We start from the raw sequence: 24,943 nt of genomic DNA, 5'->3' as shown, positions 1-24,943 counted from the left end.
ATATTAAATCAAAAAATTAAATGCTTACATTTATAAAATTAAACTCTTTAACATCGAAAAGGCCGCTTGTAGTGAGTTTTATTTCCGGTATTACTGGAAGTGCCATAAACGATAAAGTCATAAATGGGTCTATTTCTCTATTAACATTAAGTTCATTATAGGCTAATTCATGCATGGAATATATTTTTTTTACTATATCATTTGGAGATTCATCTGACATGATTCCTGCTATTTTTAATTGTAATGTATCAAGAACTTTTCCGTTTTTTACAACGGTTATTCCTCCGGAGCACCTTTCTATTTCTTTTATTGCAAGTATTATATCTTCATCATTGTCGCCTACAGCTATAATATTATGAGAGTCATGCGAAACACTTGTAGCAATAGCACCATTTTTTAATTTATAATTTTCTATTAATCCTAAACCTATTTTTCCTGTAGCCTTATGTCTTTCTACAACAACCAATTTTAATATATCAACACTTTTTCTATATTTAAAATATCCATTTTCAAATCCTACTATTCTAACACTCTTTTCTGTAATTAAATCTTTATTAACTATTCTTATGACATTAGCCTCATCGGATTTTAATTTTATTTGTATATCTTCTACTTTTATAGGAGCAATGTTTATAGTATTGAAAATATTATCATTATAATCATCTTTTTCTACTTTAAACAAAGCCTTACCATTTTCTGAAACTAATTTTCCATCTATAAATACTTTATTAGTTTTGAAATCTTTCAAATCATTAAATAAAACAATATCAGCCTTGTATCCTGAAGCAACTAAACCAATATTTTTAAGTCTGTAACATTCGGCAGCATTAATAGTAGCCATAGCAATTGCATTAAATACGTCAAGACCATGTTCAACTGCTATTTTCAAATTATGAGATATATGCCCGTTTTCAATAATATGATCCAAATGCTTATCATCTGTACACATTGCACATCTTCTTGCATTGCTTTGATTAACTCCCTGCAAAAGTGAAGCTAAATTCTGTGCTGCCGATCCTTGCCTCAAAAGTACATACATTCCATTAGCTATTCTTGCTTTCAAATCTTTAGCGGATACGCATTCATGATCAGTATAAACTCCAGCTGCCCTATAAGCATTTACAGTTTTTCCTCCAAGCATAACGCCATGTCCGTCTATAATCTTATCAGCATTAATAGCAGCAAGCAATTTTTTTAATACTTCTTTATCACAAGATAATACTCCCGGAGCATTCATCATTTCAGCAAGTCCGAACATATCTTCATCATTTATAAACTCTTCTATTATTTTAGAATCAAGCACAGCACCTGAATCTTCAAAACCAACAGCAGGCACACAAGAAGAAAGCATGAACTTACATTTAAGAGGGCTTTTTTTGGCAGAATTAATCATAAACTTAATGCCGTCAATACCGCATACATTGGCAATTTCATGAGGGTCAGTTATAATTAAAGTAGTACCGAAAGGAATAACCACTTCAGCAAAATTAACCGGAGTACATAAAGATGATTCTATATGAACATGTGAATCTATAAGCCCACTTGTAGCATAAGAGCCTTTAGCATCAATAACTTCTTTTCCATTATAAGAACCCACTCCTACAATATAATCATCAACAATGGCAATATCTGCATCCGTAATCGTTGCTGATATAGGGTCTACTACTTTGCAATTTCTTATAACCAAATCAGCTAAAACTTTTCCGCTTGATACTTCAATCATTTTTGATAATTTTTCTATAGTCATTAATCGTCCTTATAATTAATATATATATTTTAAATATAGTAAATATAGGTAGATTTTCAAATTTATATTTATTATCAATTATATCATTCAATAAATGTATCATAAATTTATTCCTAAAATTAAAGAGTTTCATAAATTCAATATTTTGTGGTAATTTTTCATATTTACTATTGATTATTTTTTCTATTTAATATATAATTTCACAAAATATATGGAAGTATTATGATAAACAAGCAACAAGCATAAGTACATTTCTTAACTTAATTTTTCTAAATATTCCAAATATACAAAAAAAATTTATCAATCTAAATGCGCTCATAGCATTTTTATGAGGTAAATCTCTATGAAGAACAAATTTATTTTTTATAAAATATTTTTACTTATATCTCTATTATTAGCTATGTCTGTATTGATTTTTATTATTTTAGGCAATATAAGTAGAAAAGGTTATTTATCTGATTTTAAGCTGAATGAGAATCTGTCCAGTCATGGAAATTATTCATATAGCTTTAGAATAAAGTACTATAGTAAAGTATTCAGAAACAGTGATATATATGGTGTTTATACAGATACTAATAAAATTATTGAGAATCATAATTTTATAAAAGAAATTAAATTTGAAAAAGAAGGCAGTCCTTTTGGAATATTGAATTCGGTTAAGGAATTACAATATGATGAGAAAGCAGATAATATTGATTATAAATTAAAAATAAAATTACCTATATTATTAATTGTTTTAATTATATGTTTATTTAGCATATCAATTTTTATTTTAACAGATGAAAATAAAAGAAGATTATCATTAGAATATTTAGATAAAATTAAATTTTTTTGTATCAAATATAAAAAACATATAATTGTTTTATATTTAATAATAATTATAGTTTTTATATTATTTGTAATAATTAATTCTAATATAAATCATACATCAAAAATAACAGATTTAGAATTAATAGCAGAAAGTAAAGCAGGATATGTTTATAAAGGAAAAATAGATTTAAAATATAATTTTTTATTTTCTATAGATAATAATTCTATACAGTTTAATGATACTAATGATATAAAATACTACGGTTATTCTTTATTTATTACCAATAAGCCTTTAGTTTCCTGGTATAGTACTAATATTTATTATACGGATAATAATACTTTTATAATATCTAATGAATCTACAAATCAAAATGCTTATTATTACGGTGGTATACAGGTACCAACATATATTGGAGATAAATATAAAATAACTATATTAGCAAAACGATTAGCAGAAACAGGAAATATATCCTGGCATTTAAATAGTCTTAATAATTTTAAAGAAATAACAAAAAAAGAAATATCCAATAACTATACAATATTAACAGATACCAGAGAGATTACTTCTCAAGCAGGCGGAATATTAGATTTACATTTGATGATTCCTAAGGGTATTACTGAAATAGAGTCTATATTAATAGAGAGTTTAAATAAATTGTTAAACATAGATAATAGTTATACTGTGTTTACTTCTATTAAAAAAATAGATACTGCAAAAGTTCAATATCGTATTAAATTAGAAAATACATCAAAATATCTTATAGTTATATTAATATTTATTTATTTATTTATTTTTTGTATTACATATAAAAAAAATATTCAATTATTATTGCATAGTAAAAGATTTAAAAAATATATATTTATATCATATTCAATTATAACTATAATTTTTATATTATTTGTTATAATAAATTCTAATATAAAATATACATTAAAATTAAGAGATTTAGAATTAATAGCAGAAAGTAAAGCAGGATATGTTTATAAAAGTAAATTAGATTTTAATGAAAATTTTCTATATTCTATTAATAAAAATTCGTTACAGTTTAATAATACTAATAATATAAAATACTACGGTTATTCTTTATTTATTACAAATAAACCTTCAGGTTCCTGGTACAGTACTAATATTTATTATACGGATAATAATACTTTTATAATATCTAATGAATCTACTAATGAAAAAAATGCTTATTATTACGGTGGTATACAGGTACCAACATATATTGGAGATAAATATAAAATAACAATATTAGCAAAACAATTACCAGAAACAGGAAATATATCCTGGCATTTGAATGGACATAACAATTTTAAAGAAATAACAAAAAAAGAAATATCCAATAACTATACAATATTAACAGATACCAGAGAGGTTCCCCTCGCGGCAGCTAACAGTTTAGATTTACATTTTATGATTCCTCATGGAGTTACAGAGATAGAGTCTATATTAATAGAAAGTGAAAATAATAAATTAAATTTTGAAAATGGCTATACTATATTTACTACTAAAAACAAACTTTTTAATAATTCTATACTTTTATCAGGAAAACTATATCTTTATAATATTTGCCGGTATATATTAAGTTTATATTTAGTTCTCATTGTTATATTGTTTAATATTTATGTAAATAGAAAAGATATAAAAAATATATGTAATATTTGTTTCATAATAGTACTAATTTTATTAAAAAATATATATATAGTTGCTGACCCGCAATTTTGGGCAGAAGACGGTTTAGTTTTTTTTGAACCATATTTAAATGGCGGGTGGAAGTATATTTTTAATTCATATGCCGGATATTATCTTTTTATACCAAAATTATTAACTATTATATCATTTAAATTAAGTATTATATTAACAAATAATATTACTTTGATTCCCTTATTTATGAATACATTTGCAGTTATATTTGCAGTACTTTGTATATCTTATTTATTTTATAGTGATGAATGCAATTTTATTCCTGATTATAACTTAAAATTATTTTTATCTTTTTTAATAGCAGCTATACCATTTTCTATTGAAATATTTATAAGCATAACTAATTTACATTGGTTTATAGGATACTTTATTTTTTTAGTTTCTATGAATATAATTTATAATAATAAACTCCCAAATTATTTTACATCGTTTTTAATTTTATTATCTTCTCTTTCAAGTGTATATGGTATATTAATATCAATATCCATATTTATATATTTGTTAAATAATTTTTTGAAACATAAAAATATTTTTAATCTTATTACAAAAAATATAATAAAATTATTCGTTTTGAATATAGGTATTATTATACAATTATATTCAATTTTAAATAGTGGCAGAGTAGATTCTCATAAAGAAGGAAGTATTATTATTCATATAATATATTTTATATGTATTCTAATAAAAAAATTATTTGTAACAGAATTAAAAATTAATGAAATAGTTTTTATAGTATTTGGTTTTGTATTTCTATTTTTAATCATATTAAATATAATTAAGAATAAAGATATTATTGGATTTATTATTTTGCTATTTATGTTGTTTAGTGTATTTTTCTATGCATCAGGTAATAACATTAATATGGCGAATCTTATTTTAACTGATAATTCAATTGGAAGCCGTTATTTATTTCTTCCAGGATCGATATTATTAACATTATTAATATATAATCTTAAATATATTAATTCTAAATTCAATTATTTTTATAAATTATTATTATTCTTAATATTAATTAATTTTTTTGTAAATATTAATAATCTTCAAATAATTAGAAATAGAGGATGGAATGAATTATCAAAATTCTATAATAAAAATGGAAAATATACTTTATTTATAAATATAAATCCTATTGGATGGGGTGTTAATATACCATCAGATATAGACAATAAAGGAGAATAAACATGTATGATGTATCAGTAATAGGAGGTCTTGGACATGTTGGACTTCCATTATCTATAGCATTAGCTAATGCAGGTAAAAAAGTTTGTATTTATGATATTAATGAAAAAGTATATAGAGATGTTTCTAATGGTATTATCCCATTTTATGAAGAAAATATGGAGGATATGCTAAAAAAAGTACTTAAAGATAAAACTTTGAGTTTAAGTTTAAAACCGGATGTTATTAAAAATTCAAAAATAGTAATAATTATAGTTGGTACTCCAGTTGATGAGCATTTGAATCCTACTTTTTCAAATATTAAAAAAATGATAGATCAATTAGTTCCTTATATTAATAATGATCAATTAATAGTACTTCGTTCAACAGTTTATCCTGGTATATCATCAAAAATAAAAGATTGGTTTTTAGAACATAATTTAACTCCTGATATAGCATTCTGTCCTGAAAGAATCCTTGAAGGTAAAGCTATGGAAGAATTATATACGCTTCCTCAAATAATATCTTCATTTACAGATAAAGGTTTAGAAAGATCTAGAGAACTATTTTCTCTATTAACTAAAGATATAATAGTTTTAGATCCGATGGAGGCAGAAGTTACAAAGTTATTTACAAATGTATGGAGATATATAAAGTTTTCAGTTTCTAATCAATTTTATATGATAGCCAATGATTATGGTCTTGATTTTTACAAGATTTATAATGCTATGACTTTTAATTATCCGCGTACTAAGGATTTTACAAAGGCTGGTTTTGCTGCTGGTCCTTGCCTTTTTAAAGATTCTATGCAATTAGGTGCATTTAATAATGGAAATTTTTATTTGGGTCATACTGCTATGCTTATAAATGAGGGATTGCCTAATTATATAGTAAAATCTTTATCATTAAAACATAATTTAAAAGAATTAACTGTAGGTATATTAGGTATGGCATTTAAATCTGAATCTGATGATATAAGAGAATCTTTAAGTTATAAATTAAAAAAGATTTTATCTATTTCAGCAAAAAAAGTATTATGTTCAGATCCTTATGTGAAAGATAATGATTTAATATCTTTAGAAGAAATTATTGAAAAATCAGATATACTTATAATTGGAGCACCGCATAAAATATATAAAGATATAAAAACTGATAAAAAAATAGTAGATGTTTGGAATTTATTAGGTAATGGAGGTATCATATAATAAATGGATAATTTAACCAAGTTATATTCAAATAGATTTAATGATTCTGAAGTTGAATTTAAAAACGATATGTGGAAAGTTCTTTGCAAATCATTTTTTCAGAAATATATCAATACAGAAGATACAGTAATTGATATAGCTGGAGGATACTGCGAGTTTATTAATAATATAAATTGTAAAAGAAAAATAGTAGCAGATTTAAATGAAAATCTCAAACTTTATGCTAACAAAGATGTAGAAGTATATAATGAAAATGTTGTAAAATTAGATTTTTTAGAAGATAATTCTGTAGATAAAGTATTTATAAGTAATTTTTTAGAGCATATTGATAAAGATTCTATTTCAATATTATTTACAAATATCTATAGAAAGCTAAAAACAACCTCGGGGGGGGGGTATACCCTAATTATGGGGCCTAATATAAAATATTGCTATAATGAATATTGGGACTTTTTTGATCATCACACCCCTTTAAGTGAGAAAAGTGTAATAGAGGCACTTGAAATGAATGGATTTAGTATTGTAAAAGTAGTTGATAGATTTTTACCTTTTTCAACTAAAAGCAAGCTGCCTAAAAACACTTTTTTAATATGGCTATACTTAAAACTTCCTATATTTTGGAGATTTTTTGGAAAACAGTTTTTTATTGTAGCTAAAAAAAATTAATTATAAAGGAATAAAATATGAAAATTTTAATTACAGGCTCTGCTGGATTTATATCCGGATATTTAGTTGATCAACTTCTTGAAAGAGGTCATGAAATTGTAGGTATAGATAACTATAGTAAATATGGTTATTTAGAGAAAAGTTATGATAATCATCCTAAATTTACAAAAGTTGATGGGGATGTAAAAGATACAAACTTGATGAAAAATTTGATCGAAGATTGTGATCAAGTCGTAGCAATAGCAGCTATGATAGGAGGCATTACATATTTTCATGAGTATGCTTATGATTTACTTGCTGAAAATGAAAAAATAATAGCCTCTACTTTTGATAGTGCTATATGGGCATTTAAAAATAAGAAATTAAAGAAAATTAATGTTTTATCATCTTCTATGGTATTTGAATCTACTTCTACTTATCCAACAGAAGAAGGAGAACAATTTAAATGTCCTCCTCCATTATCTACTTACGGATTTCAAAAATTAGCTTGTGAATATTTTACTAAAGGAGCTTATGAACAATATAAACTTCCATATACTATAATACGTCCATTTAATTGTGTAGGTATAGGAGAGAGAAGAGCAAAAAATGAAAAAGAAATAAATTCTGGTAACGTAAAATTAGCTATGAGTCATGTTGTTCCTGATTTAGTACAGAAAGTATTAAAAGGACAGGATCCTCTACATATATTAGGAAGCGGAAATCAAATAAGACATTATACTTATGGAGGAGATTTAGCTAGAGGTATAGTTGCTTGTATTGAAAGTGATAAGGCTATTAATGAAGATTTCAACATTTCTACTGCTGAATCTACTACAGTTAAAGAATTAGCAGCTGTAATATGGAAAAAAATTAATGGAGACAAACCTTTGAATTTTGTATCTGATGAACCTTATCAATATGATGTTCAAAAAAGAGTACCATCTGTTGAAAAAGCTAAAAGAGTATTAGGATTTGAGGCTACTACTACTTTATCTGAAATGTTAGATGAAGTTATACCTTGGATTAAAGAGCAAATTAAATATGGAAATATATAATTATTATGCTGAACATTGTTATTCCTGTATATAATGAAAAAGACAATATTAAAAAACTTTTTGATGAAATAAAATCTAATATTAAAGCATCTATATCAATATTTATTATATATGATTTTGATGAAGACAATACTTTAGAAGAAGTTAATAAAATAAAAAATTCATATAATTTTAATATAAATTTAATAAAAAATAAGTATGGTAAAGGTGCTTTAAATGCTATAAAAACAGGTTTATACCTTGATAATGATAACCCTGTCTTAGTAATAATGGCTGATTTATCTGACAGTTTAGAAATAGTTGACAGCATGTATAAAAAAATTACCGAAGAAGGATATGATTTAGTTTGCGGTTCCAGATATATGAAAGGAGGAAAACAAATAGGAGGTCCATTCTTTAAAGGATTAATGTCTAGAACTGCGGGCATAAGTTTACACATACTTACTGGTATAAACACTCATGATATATCAAATAGTTTTAAAATGTATTCTAGACAACTTTTAGATAATATTACTATTGAAAGCAATGGCGGATTTGAGCTTGGAATGGAAATAACAGTAAAAGCATATTCTATGGGTTATAAAATAACAGAAATACCATCTACATGGAAAGATAGAAGCAATGGGGAATCTAGGTTTAAATTATTCTCTTGGCTTCCTAATTATCTGCATTGGTATTTCTATGCTTTAAAAAATAAAAATAAATAAAATTGCTCATCAAAATTAAATAAAAAAGCCTAACTATTATTCAATAGCTAGGCTTTATTTATAAAAATTAAATATTAATTATTCGCTTAAAATTTTTCTCAAAACTTCATTAACAAGTTTAGGGTTACCTTGACCTTTAGTAGCTTTCATTGTTTGACCCACTAAGAAACCGAATGATTTCTCTTTACCTGCTTTGAAGTCTGCTACTGATTTAGGATTTTCTTCTAACACTTTTCTTATAATTGTTTCAAGCTCGCCAGTATCGCTTACTTGTTTGATGCCTTTTTTCTCAACTATGGCAGAAGGAGCTTCTCCTGTTTCGCACATATCTTCAAAAATCTCTTTTGCTATTTTACCGCTTATCACATTTTCATCTATAAGCTTAAAAATTTCAGCAATATGTTCTGGTTTTGGTTTGAAATCTTTTATAGTTTGGAGTTTTTTGTTTAAGTATGCATTAACTTCTACCATTATCCAGTTGCTTATTTTCTTAGGCTGTTTAGGATAAGCTTTTACTGCTGCCTCATAATAATCAGCCAATGCTGCATCTTCTGTTAACACAACTATATCCTGATCAGGCAAATCATAATCTTTTTTAAGTCTCTCTCGTTTTTGCTGAGGAAGTTCTGGAAGCTCTTTTTTAGCCTGTTCAATCTCTTCATCTTTAAGAACTAAAAGAGGTATATCTGGGTCTGGGAAATATCTGTAATCTGCAGCACCCTCTTTTGAACGCATACCTTTAGTAGTGTTTTCTTTAGCATCATAAAGTCTAGTTTCTTGTAAGATTTTCTCGCCGTTATTTAAAGCTTTAATTTGTCTTTTGATTTCATAGTCAATAGCAAGTCTTACATTTCTAAAACTGTTCATGTTTTTTACTTCAGTTTTAGTGCCAAGTTCTGTGCTTCCTTTAGGGCGTATAGAAACGTTAGCATCGCATCTTAAAGAACCTTCTTCCATGTTACAATCAGAAACATCAATATATTTAAATATTTTTTTAAGCTCTGTTAAATATTGATAAGCTTCTTCACCAGTAGAAATATCCGGTTCGCTTACACATTCAATCAAACAACAACCAGCACGATTTAAGTCCACATAACTCAAAGGTCTTCCTGTATCATCATGCACAAGTTTACCAGCATCTTCTTCCATGTGTATTCTGTTTATTCTTATACTTTTATTGTAAGAAGAACCATCTTCATTAAGCACAGTTATATCAAGATGACCTTCAGTACAGATTGGTTCGTCCATTTGAGTAATCTGATAATAAGAAGGCAAATCTGGGTAGAAATAATGTTTTCTAGCGAATCTGCTTTTCTTTTGTATAGTACAGTTAGTAGCAAGTCCTGCTTTTATAGTTTTATGCACCATTTCTTTATTAACTATAGGCAAAGTACCGGGGTGAGCCTGACATCTTGGACAAGTAAGAGTGTTTGCAGGAGCACCGAAAGTGTTTGGGCATGAACAGAATGCTTTAGTTTTAGTATTAAGCTGAACATGCACTTCTAATCCTATGACTGCTTCATATTCCATATTTATTAATCCTAATTTTAAAATTATTATCTACTATATTTTATACGAATTTAAATTTTTTTCAACATAGTAAAAAATTAAAAAATCATTTACCCAAAAACTCCTCGCTTCTAAAATGCTCTAATGATAAAATATTATGATTTATAATTATATCAAATAAACATTTTACTATACTTTGAAAATGCATATCTATAAAGTTAATTGCATCTTTTTTATGCTTTATAAAATTCTCTACTCCTTTATTCTCATTTATTCTATGAGTTAAAGTATTTCTAATTTGACTAATCGCTACATAATTATCAGGCATTTTTTTATTTATCTGATATGATCTGTAATGATAGCATAGAGTATATTCTTTTTCTAAATGATTTACTTTTTCTAATTTAGTATTTTTCCATTTATTTACTTCATTTAAACAATCCTCTGATGATTCTACAAAATCAAATAATTCTCTTATAAGAATATCTTTTCTTAAGATACTCATAATTCTGTATAATTCTATTAATACTTCTTTATTTAATATTTCAATATTATAATTTAATAATTCAGTTTCCGCTCTTTTATTTATCAAGTCTATTAAAATATTTTTGTACACAAAAAAATCTTCCTCTTCAAATATTTTATTTAACTCATTTATATTATCAGTATTCAAATTATGAATTGAGTTAATCATATATTTAGAAAACTCAAAATTATACTGTTCAAATTTTTCTTTATCAGCTAATATTACTTTATTATAAATTTCTGATTTTTTAATATCCAATATTATATCAGCACAAATACTATAATCTTCTATTTCATCGTAAGCAAATTTATATGTTTCCATATATTGAAAATAAATATCCTCTTTTTGACTATAATATAGATGCCTAAGCAAAAATTTAGAATATCCTAATGGAGCATGTCCTTTCTTCTCCATCTCTTTAACATCTTTTATTGCAGACAATATATGAACTATAGCGTATTCTTTGTCATCATAATAATTTATTCTATCTATTGCTGCTCTAAAATACTCACAGGCTAATTTATAATTAACTTCATTATTTTCATCTCTTTTATATATTGCCTTTCCAAATAATACCTTATAATTAACATCATACTTAAAATAAGCATTTTCTCTGTATTTTTCCAATAATTTATATGAATCATTATATCTGCCTGCTTCCATATAATAATATGATAAATCCAATATTATATCTTTTTTAGAGTATAAATCACCATTCATATTTATAATTTTTTCATGGCTTTTTATTTTATCTTCTATATTTTCATCAAAAGTTTTATGATATAAACTATAATATGCTATTAAATTTGATTCTGGGTTTAGATAAAATTCGTATTTCCAAATATATGCATACATTATTTCATCTTCACTATATATACTTTTAAGATAATAAAAATAATTTTCATAAGGTTTCATAGCATTTATTAAAAAATTAAAATATTCTTTTATTTTATCATAATATTTATTTATATCTTTATTTTTTAAATAAATTATTATAGGAGGAACTAGTCTTATTATTTCCATATCATCATTTTTGTGATATTTTATTTGATTGTCTATTATATCAATTGATTTATCTATATGAACCCCTTGAATATTACAATCAAGCAAATATTTTTTATTATTAGGATAAATTTTTAATGCTTCATTTGCTATTGATAAAGTACATTTTACATCGGAAAGCAAAACTGAACAATACAATATCAACTCATATATATTAGCATCAATTTGTTCCTTTTTTTCATCTTTGTATTTTTTCAAATCTAAAAGTTCTGTTAATAACAATTTAAAATAGTCATGGATATTTGCATTATAAAAATCTGTAAAATAAATCCATAATATTTTTAAAACTTGATTAATTATCTGAAGAAAATTTCCCAGAGATAATTCATTATTTATATATTTATCTTTAAGAATTTTAAATCCTTCTTCCCAATCATTAAATCTTTTTTTATCAGAAAATCTTCCATTTACATAATCATAATCTGTATAAAATAAATGCAAATGCTCAAATAATATTTTTTCATCAAATTCATAATATAATTCTTTTTTATTCATATAGTTAGTCTCCTATTATTGTTATGCTCACCCACACTAAGTGTGCCTACTTGGTTCGCCATTATAAGCCAGCAACTAAAGTTACTAGCTACTTCGGCTCGCTTGTTATTGTTATACTCTCTCATTATTGCTAATAAAAATTGTTCGCTAAAAATGTATAGCAAAGTAAACTGCCATACATTAACTTAAAATAGCTATGATTAAAAAATAAAATTACACTTATGTTATAAACAATAATATTATAGATATACTTAAAAGAATTAAGTATTTAATAAGATAAAAAGCAATAATACTTTTATTAATATGATTCAGTTTCATCACAAAACACCTCCTATTTTAACTCGCATAAAATACTGAAGTGTTTATGTAATAAATATATAATATTTTTATATAAATTCAATTAGAATTAGTAAATTTATTATAAAGTTGTAATAACTTTTATTTTCTTTTTCATTATTAATTATAAAATTATTTTATAAGTTTTTAACAATTATTACAAATAAAATCATATATAATTATCAACAATTTATTTATAACTATCAAATGGCATAACAAAAAAATTATAATATATGCAGGTAATAACAAATAACAAATATTCATTTAATATTGATATAATTTTGTATTATTGTTATAATTTTGCAATATGTACAAAAATAAAAAAAAGAAAAAAAACAACTTTTATAAAAAGAATAATTCTAATAATTCTTCATTTTTTTATAAATTACATAAAATATTGTCTCATAGGCTTTATTTTATGTTTATACCGCATTCCAAAAAGAAAACTAAAACTTTATCTATCCCTATATATGGAATTTTAATAATACTTCTATTTATAATAATTGCACTTTTTATAACATTCTCTTCTCTTACAAAAAATACTGTAATTGCAAGCAAAACACTTGTACTTACAGGAAGTTATCAAGAGAGACTTGAAGAGATTAATTCTTTGGAGAATTTGTTTAATACAGTATTTTCTAATGATTATTATAGAGAAGATATGTCTAATATGATGAATAAATTTAAAATAGAAAATACTAATTTAATAACTACAAACAATGTTGATAATATAACACTTTTAAATGCCAGAGCCAAAGAGTTTGAAAATTTAAAAAATTATTTAGAAGAATTGAAAGCTAATATTAATTCTAAAAATAATGCATTAGAATATGTGCCTACAATTACACCAATAGACTCCAGATATGCTGTTATATCAAAACCATATCAAAAGGACTCTTTTTTATCAAAAGGCATAGGTTTTCAAACAATAGCAGGTACACTTGTTAGGGCAACTGCCTCTGGTACAATTAATAGTGTAGTATACAATAAAGATGAGGGAGTAAGTATAGTTATTTATCATAGATACGGTATTATAACTACTTATAAGGGATTAGCCACTACTTCTGTAAAAACAAATGTTGATGTAAAAAAAGGCGATATTATAGGAAATGCCAAAACAGGCGAACTTGAATATGAATTAAAATTAGCTTCTGAATATGTTAATCCTTTAATTTTTACAACGCTTAATTATGAACAGCAAGAATAATATAAAAAATGGAATAAAATACACTGCTTTAGGTATTGAGTTTGGAAGCATAATATTGGGGCTTGCTTTTGTTGGAAATTTAGCCGATAAAAAATTAAACACTTCTCCATTATTTACTATAGCTGGTATATTTTTTGGGTTTATATCTGGTATATACAGACTTTATCAGCTTTCTAAAATTATAGAAAGAAATAAAAAATAGATAAAGTTTTTAAGGATTTATTTATGGATAATATAATAAATAGTTTGCTTGATACTGATTTATATAAATTCACAATGCAGCAATGTGCTTTAAGGCAATTTTCTAATGTTTGGGTAAAATATATTTTTAGAAGCAGAAATATATTAGAATGGACTAAAGAGATGCATGATGAGTTATTAAAGCAGATAAAGCATTTTTGCAATTTAACATTTCAAAAAAAAGAACTTGAATATTTAGCCTCTCTTAGGTTTATAAAGAGAGATTATATAGAGTTTTTAAAATTATACAGACCATTAGAAGAACATATTAATGCCTCTTTTGAAGACAACAAATTAACCGTTTCTATAGAGGGACCTTGGTATCAAACTATTCTTTGGGAAATACCTGTACTTGCTATGATAAGTGAAATATATTATTACTATACTATTTGTAAAACTAATGGAGAAAAAGAAGTTTATAAACAAGGAGAATCAAATCTAATAAAAAAATTAGATGAGAAATTACTTCCTATATATAATGCTGAGAATGGTTTTAAGTTTTCTGAATTTGGAACTAGAAGAAGATTTTCTTTTAAGTGGCAAGATAGAGCTATTTCTATATTAAAAGAAAAAGTTCCATCAGATTGTTTAGTGGGTACTAGTAATGTATATTTTGCTCAGAAGTATAATTTACTTGCGGTTGGCACTAATGCTCATGAATATTATCAAGTGGGGCAGGCTTTAGATAAAGTGAGACTTGCAGAGAGTCAAAAATTTATGCTTCAATCTTGGGTTAATGAATATAGAGGCGATTTAGGTATTGCATTATCTGATACTTTGGGTACTGATAAATTCTTAAAAGATTTTGATTTATATTTTGCAAAGCTCTATGACGGTATAAGGCATGATTCTGGAGACCCTATTGAATGGGGATATAAAGTTATAAAGCATTATAAAGACTTAAGAATTGACCCTAAAACAAAAACTCTGCTATTTTCTGACAGCCTTAATTTTGATAAAGCTTATAATATATATAAAGAGTTCAAAAACGAAACTAAGGTTACTTTTGGAATAGGTACATTTATTATGAATGATTTTGAACCTATTGCTAAACCTTTAAATATTGTAATGAAACTTCAAATGGTTAATGGAAAACCTGTTGCTAAGTTGTCTGATGATGAAGGCAAAACCATGTGCGATGATAAAGAGTTTTTACATTATTTAAAAATTGTTGCTATGGAATGATTAATTATTTTATGATTAAAAATATTATATTAATTTTTATGCTTATATTATTAATTTCTTGCAATAGGAATAATAATACAAACACAGTTAATGAAATAGAGCCTAATGATAATGAAGAGTATGCTCAGTTTATAGAGTCTGATATTAGCTTAAAAGGAAGCATTAAAATTGATGATATAGACTATTATCATATTAAGCCTACTAATGGTTTTATAATGAACTTTGGGCTTTATGCTAATAATAACTCTGATATTGTATTAGAATTTTATAATAAAGAAAATAAAGATATTGTTTTCAAATTAGAAACTCATAATGCAAAAAATTATTTTGGAAATATAGAATTAAAAGATATAGTATTAAACCAAAATGAATATTTATTAAAATTAACCTCTCAAGGAGAGATTGACTACAACATAAAATTAAATTTTTCTGAGGATTACAAATATAAAAATGGAAACGAATATAATGATAATATTTTATATGCTGAAGAGATAGAATATCCAAATCAAAAAATAAATGGCTTTTTTATTAAGAAAGATTTAGTTTTAGATGAAAAGATTAAGCCATATTTAAAAAATTATAATATAATAGATATAGACTTTTATAGAATAAAAAACAAAACAGATATAGATTCTTATATAAATATTATTTTAGAATATAAAGAAGATATAGATATTATACTTTTTGATGAGAATCATAATTATATAAGAAAAGCCGTAAACAGAATTGACAATATAAACTTTAGCAAAAACAGAGAATATTATATAGCATTGGTTTATTATGGAGAAAAATATTTAATAGAGCAATATATTTTGTATTATGAGTTTAGCAATAATAATTAATAGTTAATTTATTGTATTAAGATTTCTTATATGTTATAATTACAAAAATTATTGATTAGAGTTATATCGTGATAAAAAAGTTAAGTTTTATTTTTATTATTCTTTTTGTATTTAGCTTTTTATTATCTGCTAATACATTATCTTCAAGACATTCTTTATCTATTTTAAATTATACAAGCACAAGAAGCAGAGGAATGATGAACAGCACTTTTCTAATAGGAAATGACTCTTCTGCATTATTTGTAAACTCAGCTTCATTAATGGGACTTATTAGAGACAGCATTAATATAAATTATACCTTATCACCAGATTTTAAAAACGAGTATATATTTAATGCCTCATATTCTCATACAGGTAATTCTTATGCAATAGGTTTGGGTTTTGCTTCAGAGATAAACAAAATACAAAGTTATGATGCACTTGGAAACAAAAAAGATAATATATATAACGGAGTTTATTTAGCAAATATTGCCTTTGCATATTCCATAAATGATAAGTCTTTTATAGGCGGAAACATTAAAGGAGTATTAAATAATTCTTTAAATAAAAACATTTTTGGAGGATTTTTAGATTTATATTATATGCAGTCTATTTTTACTCCTGTGTTTAAAATTGGTGCTGGTATTAGAAATTTTGGTTTTTATAATAACGTATTTGCTAACATAGACACAGACATTGTAGCCTCTATTGCTTATGCTAAAGAAGATTCTACAGTATCTATTTCGCTTAATTATTCTGTAGGTGTTCCTTCTATCACTCATAATATATCTTTAGGTCTTGAAGCTATGATAATAGATTTTAATAAATTAGGATTATTTAATAAATCTTCTTCATCTTCTTGGTTTGATGATTTACCTGAGAGTGTATTAGATGAGCCTACTGCTATGCAAAAAAGACGTTCTGCTAAATTGCCAAGCGGTATTTTAGCAAGACTTGGTATTGGAAATAATGGAGTTTCTTTGGGGCTTTCATTATATATTGATTTGTTTAGACTTGATTATGCTATAATATTTGATGAGTTTAATAAAAACAATATTTCGCATGATTTTGGTTTAAGCTTTATGTTTTAATAATTATGCCTAGTATATGTAAACAATTAATATCAAACACAGAGAAATGCGACAGAGAAGTTTATAAAGATGATTTATGTATCATACACTATAAATCAGAAAATAAGCCTTCTAATCTATTTAGAAACATTATAAGAGATGATATATATAGAGGCTATTATAATTTTTCTCATATGATTAGCTATGAAGGATTTAATTTTGAAAGTTTAAAAATAGAAAAAGATTCAAATTTTAATTTTTCTGATGCTTCATTTTATGCCCCATTTAATATTAGTAATTTAAAATTAGATATATCTCTTGATTTTACTAATGCTTTATTTGATTCTGGTTTATTTATAAGAATGTCTAATATAAGCAAAGAAATTATAATGAAAAACTCTACTATAAATATGGATTTAAACTTCTCAATGTCTAATTTTGAATCTATTAATTTATATAATGCCAAAATTAACTGCAATGCCAATTTTACTAATTCTGACTTTATAAAAAAATCTGTTTTTAATCATGTTCATTTTAGCAATAATTTAAGTCTATTAAATGTAAACTTAAAAGATGATTTTTCGTTAGAGAATATAATAGTTGAAAAGGATGCAGATTTTAGAAACCTTATTTTTCATAAAAGTTTAAAATTTGAAAATGTTGAAATAAAAGGCACAACTTTGCCTCATGAATTAATTAAAAATGAAAATATAATCTTAAAAAATGTACTAATAAATGGTACACTTATAGAAGACAATCAAAAAAGCAAAAAAGAAAAAGAAAGCCAAGAAAAAATAAAACAAGCAAAAGAAAAAATATATAAAGAAACTATTCTTAATAAAAAGATATAAAATTATAGATATAAAATTATAATAATTCTTTATATTTATTTAATTCATTTTTTTCTCTAATATCTTTTAATATCTCTTTTATTTTAGAATCTTCATTATTAGGATACATCAAAACAACACCATTAGATTTAACAATTGTTGTATTATTAATTCCATTTAAAGTAAGCAAATCATCATCATCATTTATTATTATATTATTATTAGAATTTTTAACATAAACTTGACCTATTACAACATTATTATTTTCATCTTTATCATGTATTCTTCCAAGTGCAGAAAAAGCCCCTAAATCGTCCCAGAAAAATGATGACTTTATGCATATAATATTTTCTATCTTTTCCATTACACCAAAGTCGAAAGAAATTTTATCAATACTATTAAATATTTCTAATGCCTTATCTTCATCATCAATGTTTTTTAATGTATCACTTACTTTATTAAATGTATCAGGCATAAATTTCTTTATACTGTTTAATATGCTTTCACTGTCCCATATAAACATACCGCTATTCCATAAATAACTTCCATCTTCCAGAAACTTCTTTGCATTTTCAAAATCCGGCTTTTCTACAAATCTATGAACAATATATTCATTGCCTTTTATGTTTTTATCTAATTTTATATATCCATATCCAGTTTCAGCTCTTGTAGGTTTTATTCCTACAACAACTATATTTTTAGTTTCTGATGTTGATTTAATAGCCTCTTTTATAGTATTTATAAATAAGTCTTCTTCTTTTATTATAGGGTCAGCAGGAATTATTACCACATTTGAATTGCCTATTTTTTCTTTTACGGTTAATACTCCTAAAGCCACAGCAGCAGCCGTATCTCTCCCAATAGGTTCATATATAATATTATCTTTTTTAAAGTTTGGTATATAAGTAGAAAAAGCCTCTTTATATCTTTTACCTGTTATTATAAAAATATTTTCTTCTTCTGTAATTTGTAAAGCTCTATCTATTGTCTGTTCTATAAGCGATTTATTATCAATTATTTTTAAAAATTGTTTTGGCTTTTTTTCCCTGCTTAAAGGCCATAACCTCTCGCCTATTCCGCCAGCCATAATAATTACAGAAGTTTTCATTATACCTTTACTCCTTTTCTACTAATTTTTTTATTATATTTTATTATAAATAAATATCAATAGAAATAAAAACCTATATATGATTATAAGTTCTTATTTCTAAATTTACAAAAAATATATTTAATATTTAGTATCATTAAATAAATCTAAATCTAAAGATATTTGCACTCCCAAATCTACAGAAGATAGTTTACCGCTTACAGATGAATAAGTTTGTGAATCTACAGTAAGCTCTCCTCTTGTCTCTACATAAGGTAAATCAAAATTAAGATAAGCACTTATATTTATTATACCTATATCAAGACCTGCAAATATTTTTGTATATGGTATAAATATAAATGCATTTTTATAAGCTCCATACAAAAGACCTAAACTTAATCTCTTTTCTGTCTCTTCATACCAATAAGCGCCAGCTAAAGGAATTTTAAATCCAACTCCAATACCGCAAAAGAAATTCAAATATTGATACTCAAAAGTACCGCCTATATTGAAGCTATCAAATACATGTACTATTTGACTATTAAGTTTTGTAGTGCCGGAAGTATCTGTAATATTATTATAATCATAATCAAATTGAAAAGTATCTCTGTAATACCCTAATTCGATTCCAGCAGATATTATATGATTATTCGTAATTTCAAAATTAAATTTAGGTTTTAATAATAAACCTATTTCTATAGCAGCCTCTGGACGATAGTTTATACCATTATTTAGATTTTTATCATTATTTTGAAAACTAGGAAAGCTTGCCCCAACTGGAAGAGATAATGATAAGTCAAAAGAACTTAAAGGAAATAAACAAGAAGAAAAAGAAATGATAGAGATAACTGTAATTAGTATTTTTTTCATATATAACTCCGCAATATCAAAATTTTATATTAATTTATCATATTTTAGCATTGTATGAAAATAAAACAAGATAAGTTTACAAATTTTTGTTAATAATGTTCATTTTATTTTAATTTTTTTTACTATAAAAAACTATTTATCTCTTATAATTTCAAATAACACAAATAAATATGAATATAAGTTTACATAATAAGATAAAAAACACATAAAACTTAAATATAAATCATAAAATATTTTTTTATATATAAATATAGTAATATTAATTGTATATAATATTTATGCTTATTATTAGTATTAGCTACAAAATAAAATTATATAAATTTATAAATTGATATTAATAAAATTTTTAGTATAATTAAATTGTCATTTTACTAATATAGGGAAGTGCTATGAAAATTATTATAAAAAATGGTACTATAGTTAATGCTTCAGAAACTTATAAGGCTGACATATTAATAGAAGATGAAAAAATATCTAAGATAGGTGCTGATTTAAAATGTGACGGAGCAGAAATAATTGATGCTTCTGGCAAATATGTAATGCCTGGAGGAATTGATGTTCATACACATATGGATATAGATGTTGGAATTGGGAGAGCTGTTGATGATTTTTATACTGGTACTATAGCTGCTGCTTGCGGAGGTACTACTACTATAGTTGATCATATGGGATTTGGACCTAAAGACTGCGATGTGTTTCATCAATTAAAATATTATCATACTCTTGCTGACAAAAAAGCTGTAATTGATTATAGTTTTCACGGAGTTTTACAGCATGTTGATGAAGATGTTCTTAATGGGCTTGAAGTATTAGCAAAAGAGGAAGGTTTACAAAGTACAAAATTGTATTTAACTTACAACTATAAAATAGAAGATGATAATGTTGTGCGTGTACTTAAAAAAATGAAAGAGCTTAATGGAGTTTCTGCTTTTCATGCTGAGAACCATTATGTAGTAGAATATTTAAAAAAGAAATTTGTTGAAGAAGGAAAAACTTCTGCACATTATCACCCTATAAGCAGACCTCCTGAAGCAGAAGCAGAGGCAGTTAATAGGATTATACATTTATCTGTTATAGCGGGAAATGCTCCTGTATATATAGTTCATACTTCTGCAGCAAAAAGTGTTGATGAAATAGTTAATGCGAGGGCTTTGGGGCACAAAAATATTTTTTCAGAAACCTGTCCTCAATATTTAGTTTTAACTGATAAAGAATATGATAGAGAAGACGGACTTAAATTTGTAATGTCTCCTCCATTAAGAAAACAGGAAGACTCAGACAGACTATGGAAAGCTATTTCAGATGGACATATTCAGGTAATAGCAACAGACCATTGTCCTTTTAATTATGAAACAGATAAAATAAAAGGAAAAGATAATTTCACTAAATGCCCTAATGGTGCAGGCGGAGTTGAGGAAAGATATCCTTTGATATTCTCTGAAGGCGTTATGAAAGGAAAAATAAGTATAAATAAATTTGTTGAAACTTTATGCTATAACCCTGCTTTAATATATGGTCTTTATCCAGAGAAAGGTGCTATTATTCCAAATGCTGATGCTGATATTACTATAATAGACCCTAATAAAAAATCAGTAATCACAAAATCTAATATGCATGGAGCTTGTGATTATACTGCTTATGAAGGAATTGAGCTTTTATGTTCTATTGATACAGTTATATCAAGAGGAAAAATTGTATGCAAAGACAATAAGTTTGTAGGCACTAAAGGGCATGGAAAATTTATAAAAAGAAAAACTTTAGATAAATATGCAGATTTTACTAATCATTTTAAATTAGGTGATTATATAGATATTGACTGTAACTAAAAAATTGTAAATTAATAGCAGTTATTATTTTTTAATAGCTGCTTTTTTATATAAAAAAATGCAGTTCTTCACGAAGCGTATCCGAAGGATATAAGCTTCTTTTATACCAATACCGAAAGGTACCTTGCCTACGGCACGCAGAGCGTCGGTAAAAGAAGTGGAGTGCTACCCTACGGGCACGCTTCGCAGGGGGTAAAGCCCTGAAAATAATTAAAAAATTCAGTATATATTAAAACTATTATTTTACATCAATTTTTATTCAACTTTTTCCCGCCTTACACGCTGTGGACTTCGTCAAAGTTGCAAAAAGTGCAAGTATTTAAACTTTATATGTTAGTAATATATAATCCAAAATAATATTTGTTATATTTGAATAAAAGTGCAGTTCTTCGCGAAGCGTATCCGAAAGATATAAGGTTCTATTATATCAATACCGAAAGGTACCTACTTGGTAAAAGAACTGGTGTGCTACCCTACGGGCACGCTTCACAGGGGGCAAAGCCCTGCAAACAATTAAAAAATTTAGTATATATTAAAGCTATTTTTCTATCTTATAGCAATTATCATATTCTATATCATTTTCTTTTAATATATCAATTAACTTCTCTTCAAAAACAACTTCACTCTCCCAGCACATTCCGCAGCCTGCCGATATTTCACTTGGTATAGATATAATATTTCCTAATACTTCATTAGTTTGAGCCATGATATTTTTAAAAGCTTTTTCTGCTCTCATAACATCTGTTGTGGTATTGAATGTTATTATTAATCTTTTTTCTTTATTATGTTCATTGTTTTCTGCTATATTATTTTTTGTATTGTTAATTACTTTATTATTAGATTTTTTTTCAAAGCCTATTATGGCAGCTCCAATAGCACCAGCATACTGTCCTCTCTTATCGGTTATCACTTTTCCGCCTAAGGCTTTTTCTAACACTTTAACTAAATAATCAAATATGCATAAGCCGCCCGTTAAAAAATAAGTATCATCTTTAAACTTTCCGCATAATGAAGAGACTTTATTTGCAACAGAGTTTACTATAGCATAAGCAATCTCTTTTTTTTCTTTTCCGCTAGCCTTAAGACCTATAACCTCCGTTTCAGCAAATACAGTACACATAGAACTTATTACAACATCAGTGCTTTCACATTTTTGAGCCTCTTCAAGAAGCGTAGATATAGAACAACCCAAAGAATTAGCCATTAACTCTATAAATCTACCAGTGCCGGCAGAACATTTATCATTCATAATAAAATTGTCAACTTTGCCGTTTTTTATGCTTATTATTTTTGTATCCTGACCTCCTATGTCAATCAATGTGCCGTCTAAATTTGAAAATAAAAAATTAGCCCCCTTAGCATGACAAGTAATCTCTGTTATGGTTTTATCAGCATATTCTATAGCAACTCTCCCATAACCAGTACCAATAAAATATGAATCTTCTTTTTTTATGTTTTTCTCTTCAAGCATTTTTAATATTTGTGAAGAAGCTTCCACTCCAGACCAGCCAGTAGGAATCATAAACAGTTCTACAAAATCATTTTTTTCATCATCATAAACAGCAACCTTAGAAGCCGTTGAACCTATATCTATGCCAACATAATACATTTTTATTTTTCCTTTAATTAATTTCTCTTTTTAATTTTTTTAATTTTATTTAATAGTTTTATAACTTATAAACTTTTACTTATCTCCCTCACAGCGTCAATTCCCTTTTCTATCTCTTCAAATGTATTAAAATAGGAAAAGCTAAACCTCACAATACCCTGTTTAATAGTGCCTAAAGCCTCATGCATAAGAGGTGCACAATGCCCTCCTGCCCTCGTTGCTATATTATATTTGCTTGATAATATATCAGACACTTTTGCAGAATCTGTATCTCCAATATTTAAAGACACTATAGAAGTTCTTTTTTTTGTATTATAATTTCCATAAAGCTTAATGTTTTCTATATTTTTAACTCCATTATAAAAGCAATCAGCTAACTCTCTTTCTTTATCTCTAATTTTTTCTACAGTTTCATTTTCTATAAACTCTAAAGCAGCATTAAGCCCGGCTATAGAATGGCTATTTAATGTACCCGCTTCAAGTCTTGTAGGCATATTTTCTGGGTGTGTTTTTGAATAGGTTTTTATTCCAGAGCCTCCTGTTTTTAATGGCTTAATATCTACACCTTTTTTTATGCATAATCCGCCCGTACCTTGAGGAGCCATCAAACCTTTATGACCAGTAAAACATACCATATCTATATTGTTTTTCTTCATATCTACATCAATACTTCCTGCTGTTTGAGAAGCATCGAGTATAAATAATATATTATGTTTAGTGCATAAATCACCAATAAACTCAATATCCAAAACATCACCTATAACATTAGAAGCATGCGTACATATAATTGCTTTAGTATTTGGTTTTATGTTTTTTTCTATATCATTATAATTCAACTCGCCTTTGTTATTTGCTTTTATTATTGTAAGCTCTGTTCCAAGTTCTTGCATTTCATAAAGAGGTCTTAAAACGCTGTTATGTTCAAGTGACGTAGTTATAACATGGCTATCTTTATTAATTATGCCTTTTATTACTGTGTTTAATGCTTCTGTAGAATTGCTTGTAAATGCAACATAATTTGGGCTATATCCATTAAAAAGTTTAACTATTTTCTCTCTTGTATCAAGTATAACTCTCTCGCTATTTAATGATAATTCATAAGAGCCTCTTGAAGCATTTGCAAAGCTGTTTATTGCCTCAAAAACTGCCTTAGCAACTGTGTCTGGTTTTTTTAATGTAGTAGCTGCATTGTCAAAATATATCATTTTTTAATTCCATAACTTAAAATTTATTAA

The 24,943-nt window shown here is 25.8% G+C and carries 19 protein-coding genes; 12 read left to right on the top strand and 7 right to left on the bottom strand.

Going from position 1 to position 24,943, the window contains the following annotated elements:
* Positions 1 to 16: 16 nt before the first annotated feature.
* Positions 17 to 1,747 carry an adenine deaminase gene (ade, locus tag R4I97_RS08515; RefSeq protein ID WP_335784633.1) on the bottom strand — a complete coding sequence of 577 codons (1,731 nt, stop codon included), beginning with the start codon at positions 1,745 to 1,747 and terminating at the stop codon, positions 17 to 19.
* 343 nt (positions 1,748 to 2,090) lie between these two features.
* Between ade and R4I97_RS08510 the strand changes: the two genes are divergently transcribed.
* Genes R4I97_RS08510 through R4I97_RS08490 form a run of 5 tightly spaced genes read left to right on the top strand, consistent with a single transcriptional unit; the run spans position 2,091 to position 9,035 of the window.
* Positions 2,091 to 5,441, top strand: a complete 3,351-nt coding sequence (locus R4I97_RS08510) for a hypothetical protein (protein ID WP_335784632.1) — start codon at positions 2,091 to 2,093, stop codon at positions 5,439 to 5,441.
* Between the two features lie 2 nt (positions 5,442 to 5,443).
* Positions 5,444 to 6,625: a nucleotide sugar dehydrogenase gene (locus tag R4I97_RS08505; RefSeq protein ID WP_335784631.1), complete on the top strand. Its 1,182-nt coding sequence runs from the start codon at positions 5,444 to 5,446 to the stop codon at positions 6,623 to 6,625.
* Between the two features lie 3 nt (positions 6,626 to 6,628).
* Positions 6,629 to 7,291, top strand: coding sequence for a class I SAM-dependent methyltransferase (locus tag R4I97_RS08500; RefSeq protein WP_335784630.1), 663 nt, complete (start codon positions 6,629 to 6,631; stop codon positions 7,289 to 7,291).
* Positions 7,292 to 7,308: 17 nt separating this feature from the next.
* Positions 7,309 to 8,328: an NAD(P)-dependent oxidoreductase gene (locus R4I97_RS08495; protein WP_335784629.1), complete on the top strand. Its 1,020-nt coding sequence runs from the start codon at positions 7,309 to 7,311 to the stop codon at positions 8,326 to 8,328.
* A gap of 5 nt (positions 8,329 to 8,333) precedes the next feature.
* Positions 8,334 to 9,035, top strand: a complete 702-nt coding sequence (locus R4I97_RS08490; protein WP_335784628.1) for a glycosyltransferase — start codon at positions 8,334 to 8,336, stop codon at positions 9,033 to 9,035.
* A 78-nt stretch (positions 9,036 to 9,113) separates the two neighbouring features.
* Here the strand turns inward: R4I97_RS08490 and gatB are convergent, their stop codons facing one another.
* On the bottom strand, positions 9,114 to 10,565 hold the full coding sequence (gatB, locus tag R4I97_RS08485) for an Asp-tRNA(Asn)/Glu-tRNA(Gln) amidotransferase subunit GatB (RefSeq protein ID WP_295295504.1): 1,452 nt from the start codon (positions 10,563 to 10,565) through the stop codon (positions 9,114 to 9,116).
* Between the two features lie 85 nt (positions 10,566 to 10,650).
* Positions 10,651 to 12,627: a hypothetical protein gene (locus tag R4I97_RS08480; RefSeq protein ID WP_335784627.1), complete on the bottom strand. Its 1,977-nt coding sequence runs from the start codon at positions 12,625 to 12,627 to the stop codon at positions 10,651 to 10,653.
* Positions 12,628 to 13,270: 643 nt separating this feature from the next.
* Here R4I97_RS08480 and R4I97_RS08475 point away from each other — a divergent pair.
* The 6 genes from R4I97_RS08475 (at position 13,271) to R4I97_RS08450 (ending at position 18,337) form a co-directional block, all read left to right on the top strand.
* Positions 13,271 to 14,170 carry a M23 family metallopeptidase gene (locus tag R4I97_RS08475; protein WP_335784626.1) on the top strand — a complete coding sequence of 300 codons (900 nt, stop codon included), beginning with the start codon at positions 13,271 to 13,273 and terminating at the stop codon, positions 14,168 to 14,170.
* Complete coding sequence (locus R4I97_RS08470; protein ID WP_219710033.1) at positions 14,154 to 14,372, top strand: AtpZ/AtpI family protein; 219 nt, start codon at positions 14,154 to 14,156, stop codon at positions 14,370 to 14,372. Before R4I97_RS08475 ends, R4I97_RS08470 begins: the two co-directional genes overlap by 17 nt.
* Positions 14,373 to 14,395: 23 nt before the next feature.
* On the top strand, positions 14,396 to 15,595 hold the full coding sequence (gene pncB / locus R4I97_RS08465) for a nicotinate phosphoribosyltransferase (RefSeq protein WP_335784625.1): 1,200 nt from the start codon (positions 14,396 to 14,398) through the stop codon (positions 15,593 to 15,595).
* A gap of 11 nt (positions 15,596 to 15,606) precedes the next feature.
* Positions 15,607 to 16,437 (top strand): DNA-binding protein, encoded by an 831-nt coding sequence (locus R4I97_RS08460; protein WP_335784624.1) that lies wholly within the window; start codon positions 15,607 to 15,609, stop codon positions 16,435 to 16,437.
* Between the two features lie 68 nt (positions 16,438 to 16,505).
* A complete protein-coding gene (locus tag R4I97_RS08455; RefSeq protein WP_335784623.1) occupies positions 16,506 to 17,507 on the top strand; it encodes a hypothetical protein in 1,002 nt (333 codons plus the stop codon).
* A gap of 5 nt (positions 17,508 to 17,512) precedes the next feature.
* Positions 17,513 to 18,337, top strand: a complete 825-nt coding sequence (locus R4I97_RS08450; RefSeq protein ID WP_335784622.1) for a hypothetical protein — start codon at positions 17,513 to 17,515, stop codon at positions 18,335 to 18,337.
* A gap of 16 nt (positions 18,338 to 18,353) precedes the next feature.
* Here the strand turns inward: R4I97_RS08450 and R4I97_RS08445 are convergent, their stop codons facing one another.
* On the bottom strand, positions 18,354 to 19,424 hold the full coding sequence (locus tag R4I97_RS08445) for a mannose-1-phosphate guanylyltransferase (protein WP_335784621.1): 1,071 nt from the start codon (positions 19,422 to 19,424) through the stop codon (positions 18,354 to 18,356).
* Between the two features lie 120 nt (positions 19,425 to 19,544).
* Positions 19,545 to 20,273, bottom strand: a complete 729-nt coding sequence (locus R4I97_RS08440; RefSeq protein ID WP_335784620.1) for a hypothetical protein — start codon at positions 20,271 to 20,273, stop codon at positions 19,545 to 19,547.
* 389 nt (positions 20,274 to 20,662) lie between these two features.
* Here R4I97_RS08440 and hydA point away from each other — a divergent pair, with 389 nt between their 5' ends.
* Complete coding sequence (gene hydA, locus R4I97_RS08435; protein WP_335784619.1) at positions 20,663 to 22,099, top strand: dihydropyrimidinase; 1,437 nt, start codon at positions 20,663 to 20,665, stop codon at positions 22,097 to 22,099.
* A gap of 538 nt (positions 22,100 to 22,637) precedes the next feature.
* Here hydA and R4I97_RS08430 read toward each other — a convergent pair.
* Positions 22,638 to 23,708: an acyl-CoA dehydratase activase gene (locus tag R4I97_RS08430; protein WP_335784618.1), complete on the bottom strand. Its 1,071-nt coding sequence runs from the start codon at positions 23,706 to 23,708 to the stop codon at positions 22,638 to 22,640.
* A 65-nt stretch (positions 23,709 to 23,773) separates the two neighbouring features.
* On the bottom strand, positions 23,774 to 24,913 hold the full coding sequence (locus tag R4I97_RS08425; protein WP_335784617.1) for an aminotransferase class V-fold PLP-dependent enzyme: 1,140 nt from the start codon (positions 24,911 to 24,913) through the stop codon (positions 23,774 to 23,776).
* Positions 24,914 to 24,943 lie beyond the last annotated feature (30 nt).

The organism is Brachyspira pilosicoli (genome assembly GCF_036997485.1).
Lineage (GTDB): Bacteria > Spirochaetota > Brachyspiria > Brachyspirales > Brachyspiraceae > Brachyspira > Brachyspira pilosicoli_C.
This window is presented reverse-complemented; position numbering and strand designations above follow the sequence as displayed.

What these genes read in the sequence shown, in the direction of transcription:
- ade (WP_335784633.1), bottom strand. Translation starts at nt 1,747, where the DNA reads ATGACTATAGAAAAATTATCAAAAATGATTGAAGTATCAAGCGGAAAA.
- R4I97_RS08510 (WP_335784632.1), top strand. Translation starts at nt 2,091, where the DNA reads ATGAAGAACAAATTTATTTTTTATAAAATATTTTTACTTATATCTCTA.
- R4I97_RS08505 (WP_335784631.1), top strand. Translation starts at nt 5,444, where the DNA reads ATGTATGATGTATCAGTAATAGGAGGTCTTGGACATGTTGGACTTCCA.
- R4I97_RS08500 (WP_335784630.1), top strand. Translation starts at nt 6,629, where the DNA reads ATGGATAATTTAACCAAGTTATATTCAAATAGATTTAATGATTCTGAA.
- R4I97_RS08495 (WP_335784629.1), top strand. Translation starts at nt 7,309, where the DNA reads ATGAAAATTTTAATTACAGGCTCTGCTGGATTTATATCCGGATATTTA.
- R4I97_RS08490 (WP_335784628.1), top strand. Translation starts at nt 8,334, where the DNA reads ATGCTGAACATTGTTATTCCTGTATATAATGAAAAAGACAATATTAAA.
- gatB (WP_295295504.1), bottom strand. Translation starts at nt 10,565, where the DNA reads ATGGAATATGAAGCAGTCATAGGATTAGAAGTGCATGTTCAGCTTAAT.
- R4I97_RS08480 (WP_335784627.1), bottom strand. Translation starts at nt 12,627, where the DNA reads ATGAATAAAAAAGAATTATATTATGAATTTGATGAAAAAATATTATTT.
- R4I97_RS08475 (WP_335784626.1), top strand. Translation starts at nt 13,271, where the DNA reads ATGTACAAAAATAAAAAAAAGAAAAAAAACAACTTTTATAAAAAGAAT.
- R4I97_RS08470 (WP_219710033.1), top strand. Translation starts at nt 14,154, where the DNA reads ATGAACAGCAAGAATAATATAAAAAATGGAATAAAATACACTGCTTTA.
- pncB (WP_335784625.1), top strand. Translation starts at nt 14,396, where the DNA reads ATGGATAATATAATAAATAGTTTGCTTGATACTGATTTATATAAATTC.
- R4I97_RS08460 (WP_335784624.1), top strand. Translation starts at nt 15,607, where the DNA reads ATGATTAAAAATATTATATTAATTTTTATGCTTATATTATTAATTTCT.
- R4I97_RS08450 (WP_335784622.1), top strand. Translation starts at nt 17,513, where the DNA reads ATGCCTAGTATATGTAAACAATTAATATCAAACACAGAGAAATGCGAC.
- R4I97_RS08445 (WP_335784621.1), bottom strand. Translation starts at nt 19,424, where the DNA reads ATGAAAACTTCTGTAATTATTATGGCTGGCGGAATAGGCGAGAGGTTA.
- R4I97_RS08440 (WP_335784620.1), bottom strand. Translation starts at nt 20,273, where the DNA reads ATGAAAAAAATACTAATTACAGTTATCTCTATCATTTCTTTTTCTTCT.
- hydA (WP_335784619.1), top strand. Translation starts at nt 20,663, where the DNA reads ATGAAAATTATTATAAAAAATGGTACTATAGTTAATGCTTCAGAAACT.
- R4I97_RS08430 (WP_335784618.1), bottom strand. Translation starts at nt 23,708, where the DNA reads ATGTATTATGTTGGCATAGATATAGGTTCAACGGCTTCTAAGGTTGCT.
- R4I97_RS08425 (WP_335784617.1), bottom strand. Translation starts at nt 24,913, where the DNA reads ATGATATATTTTGACAATGCAGCTACTACATTAAAAAAACCAGACACA.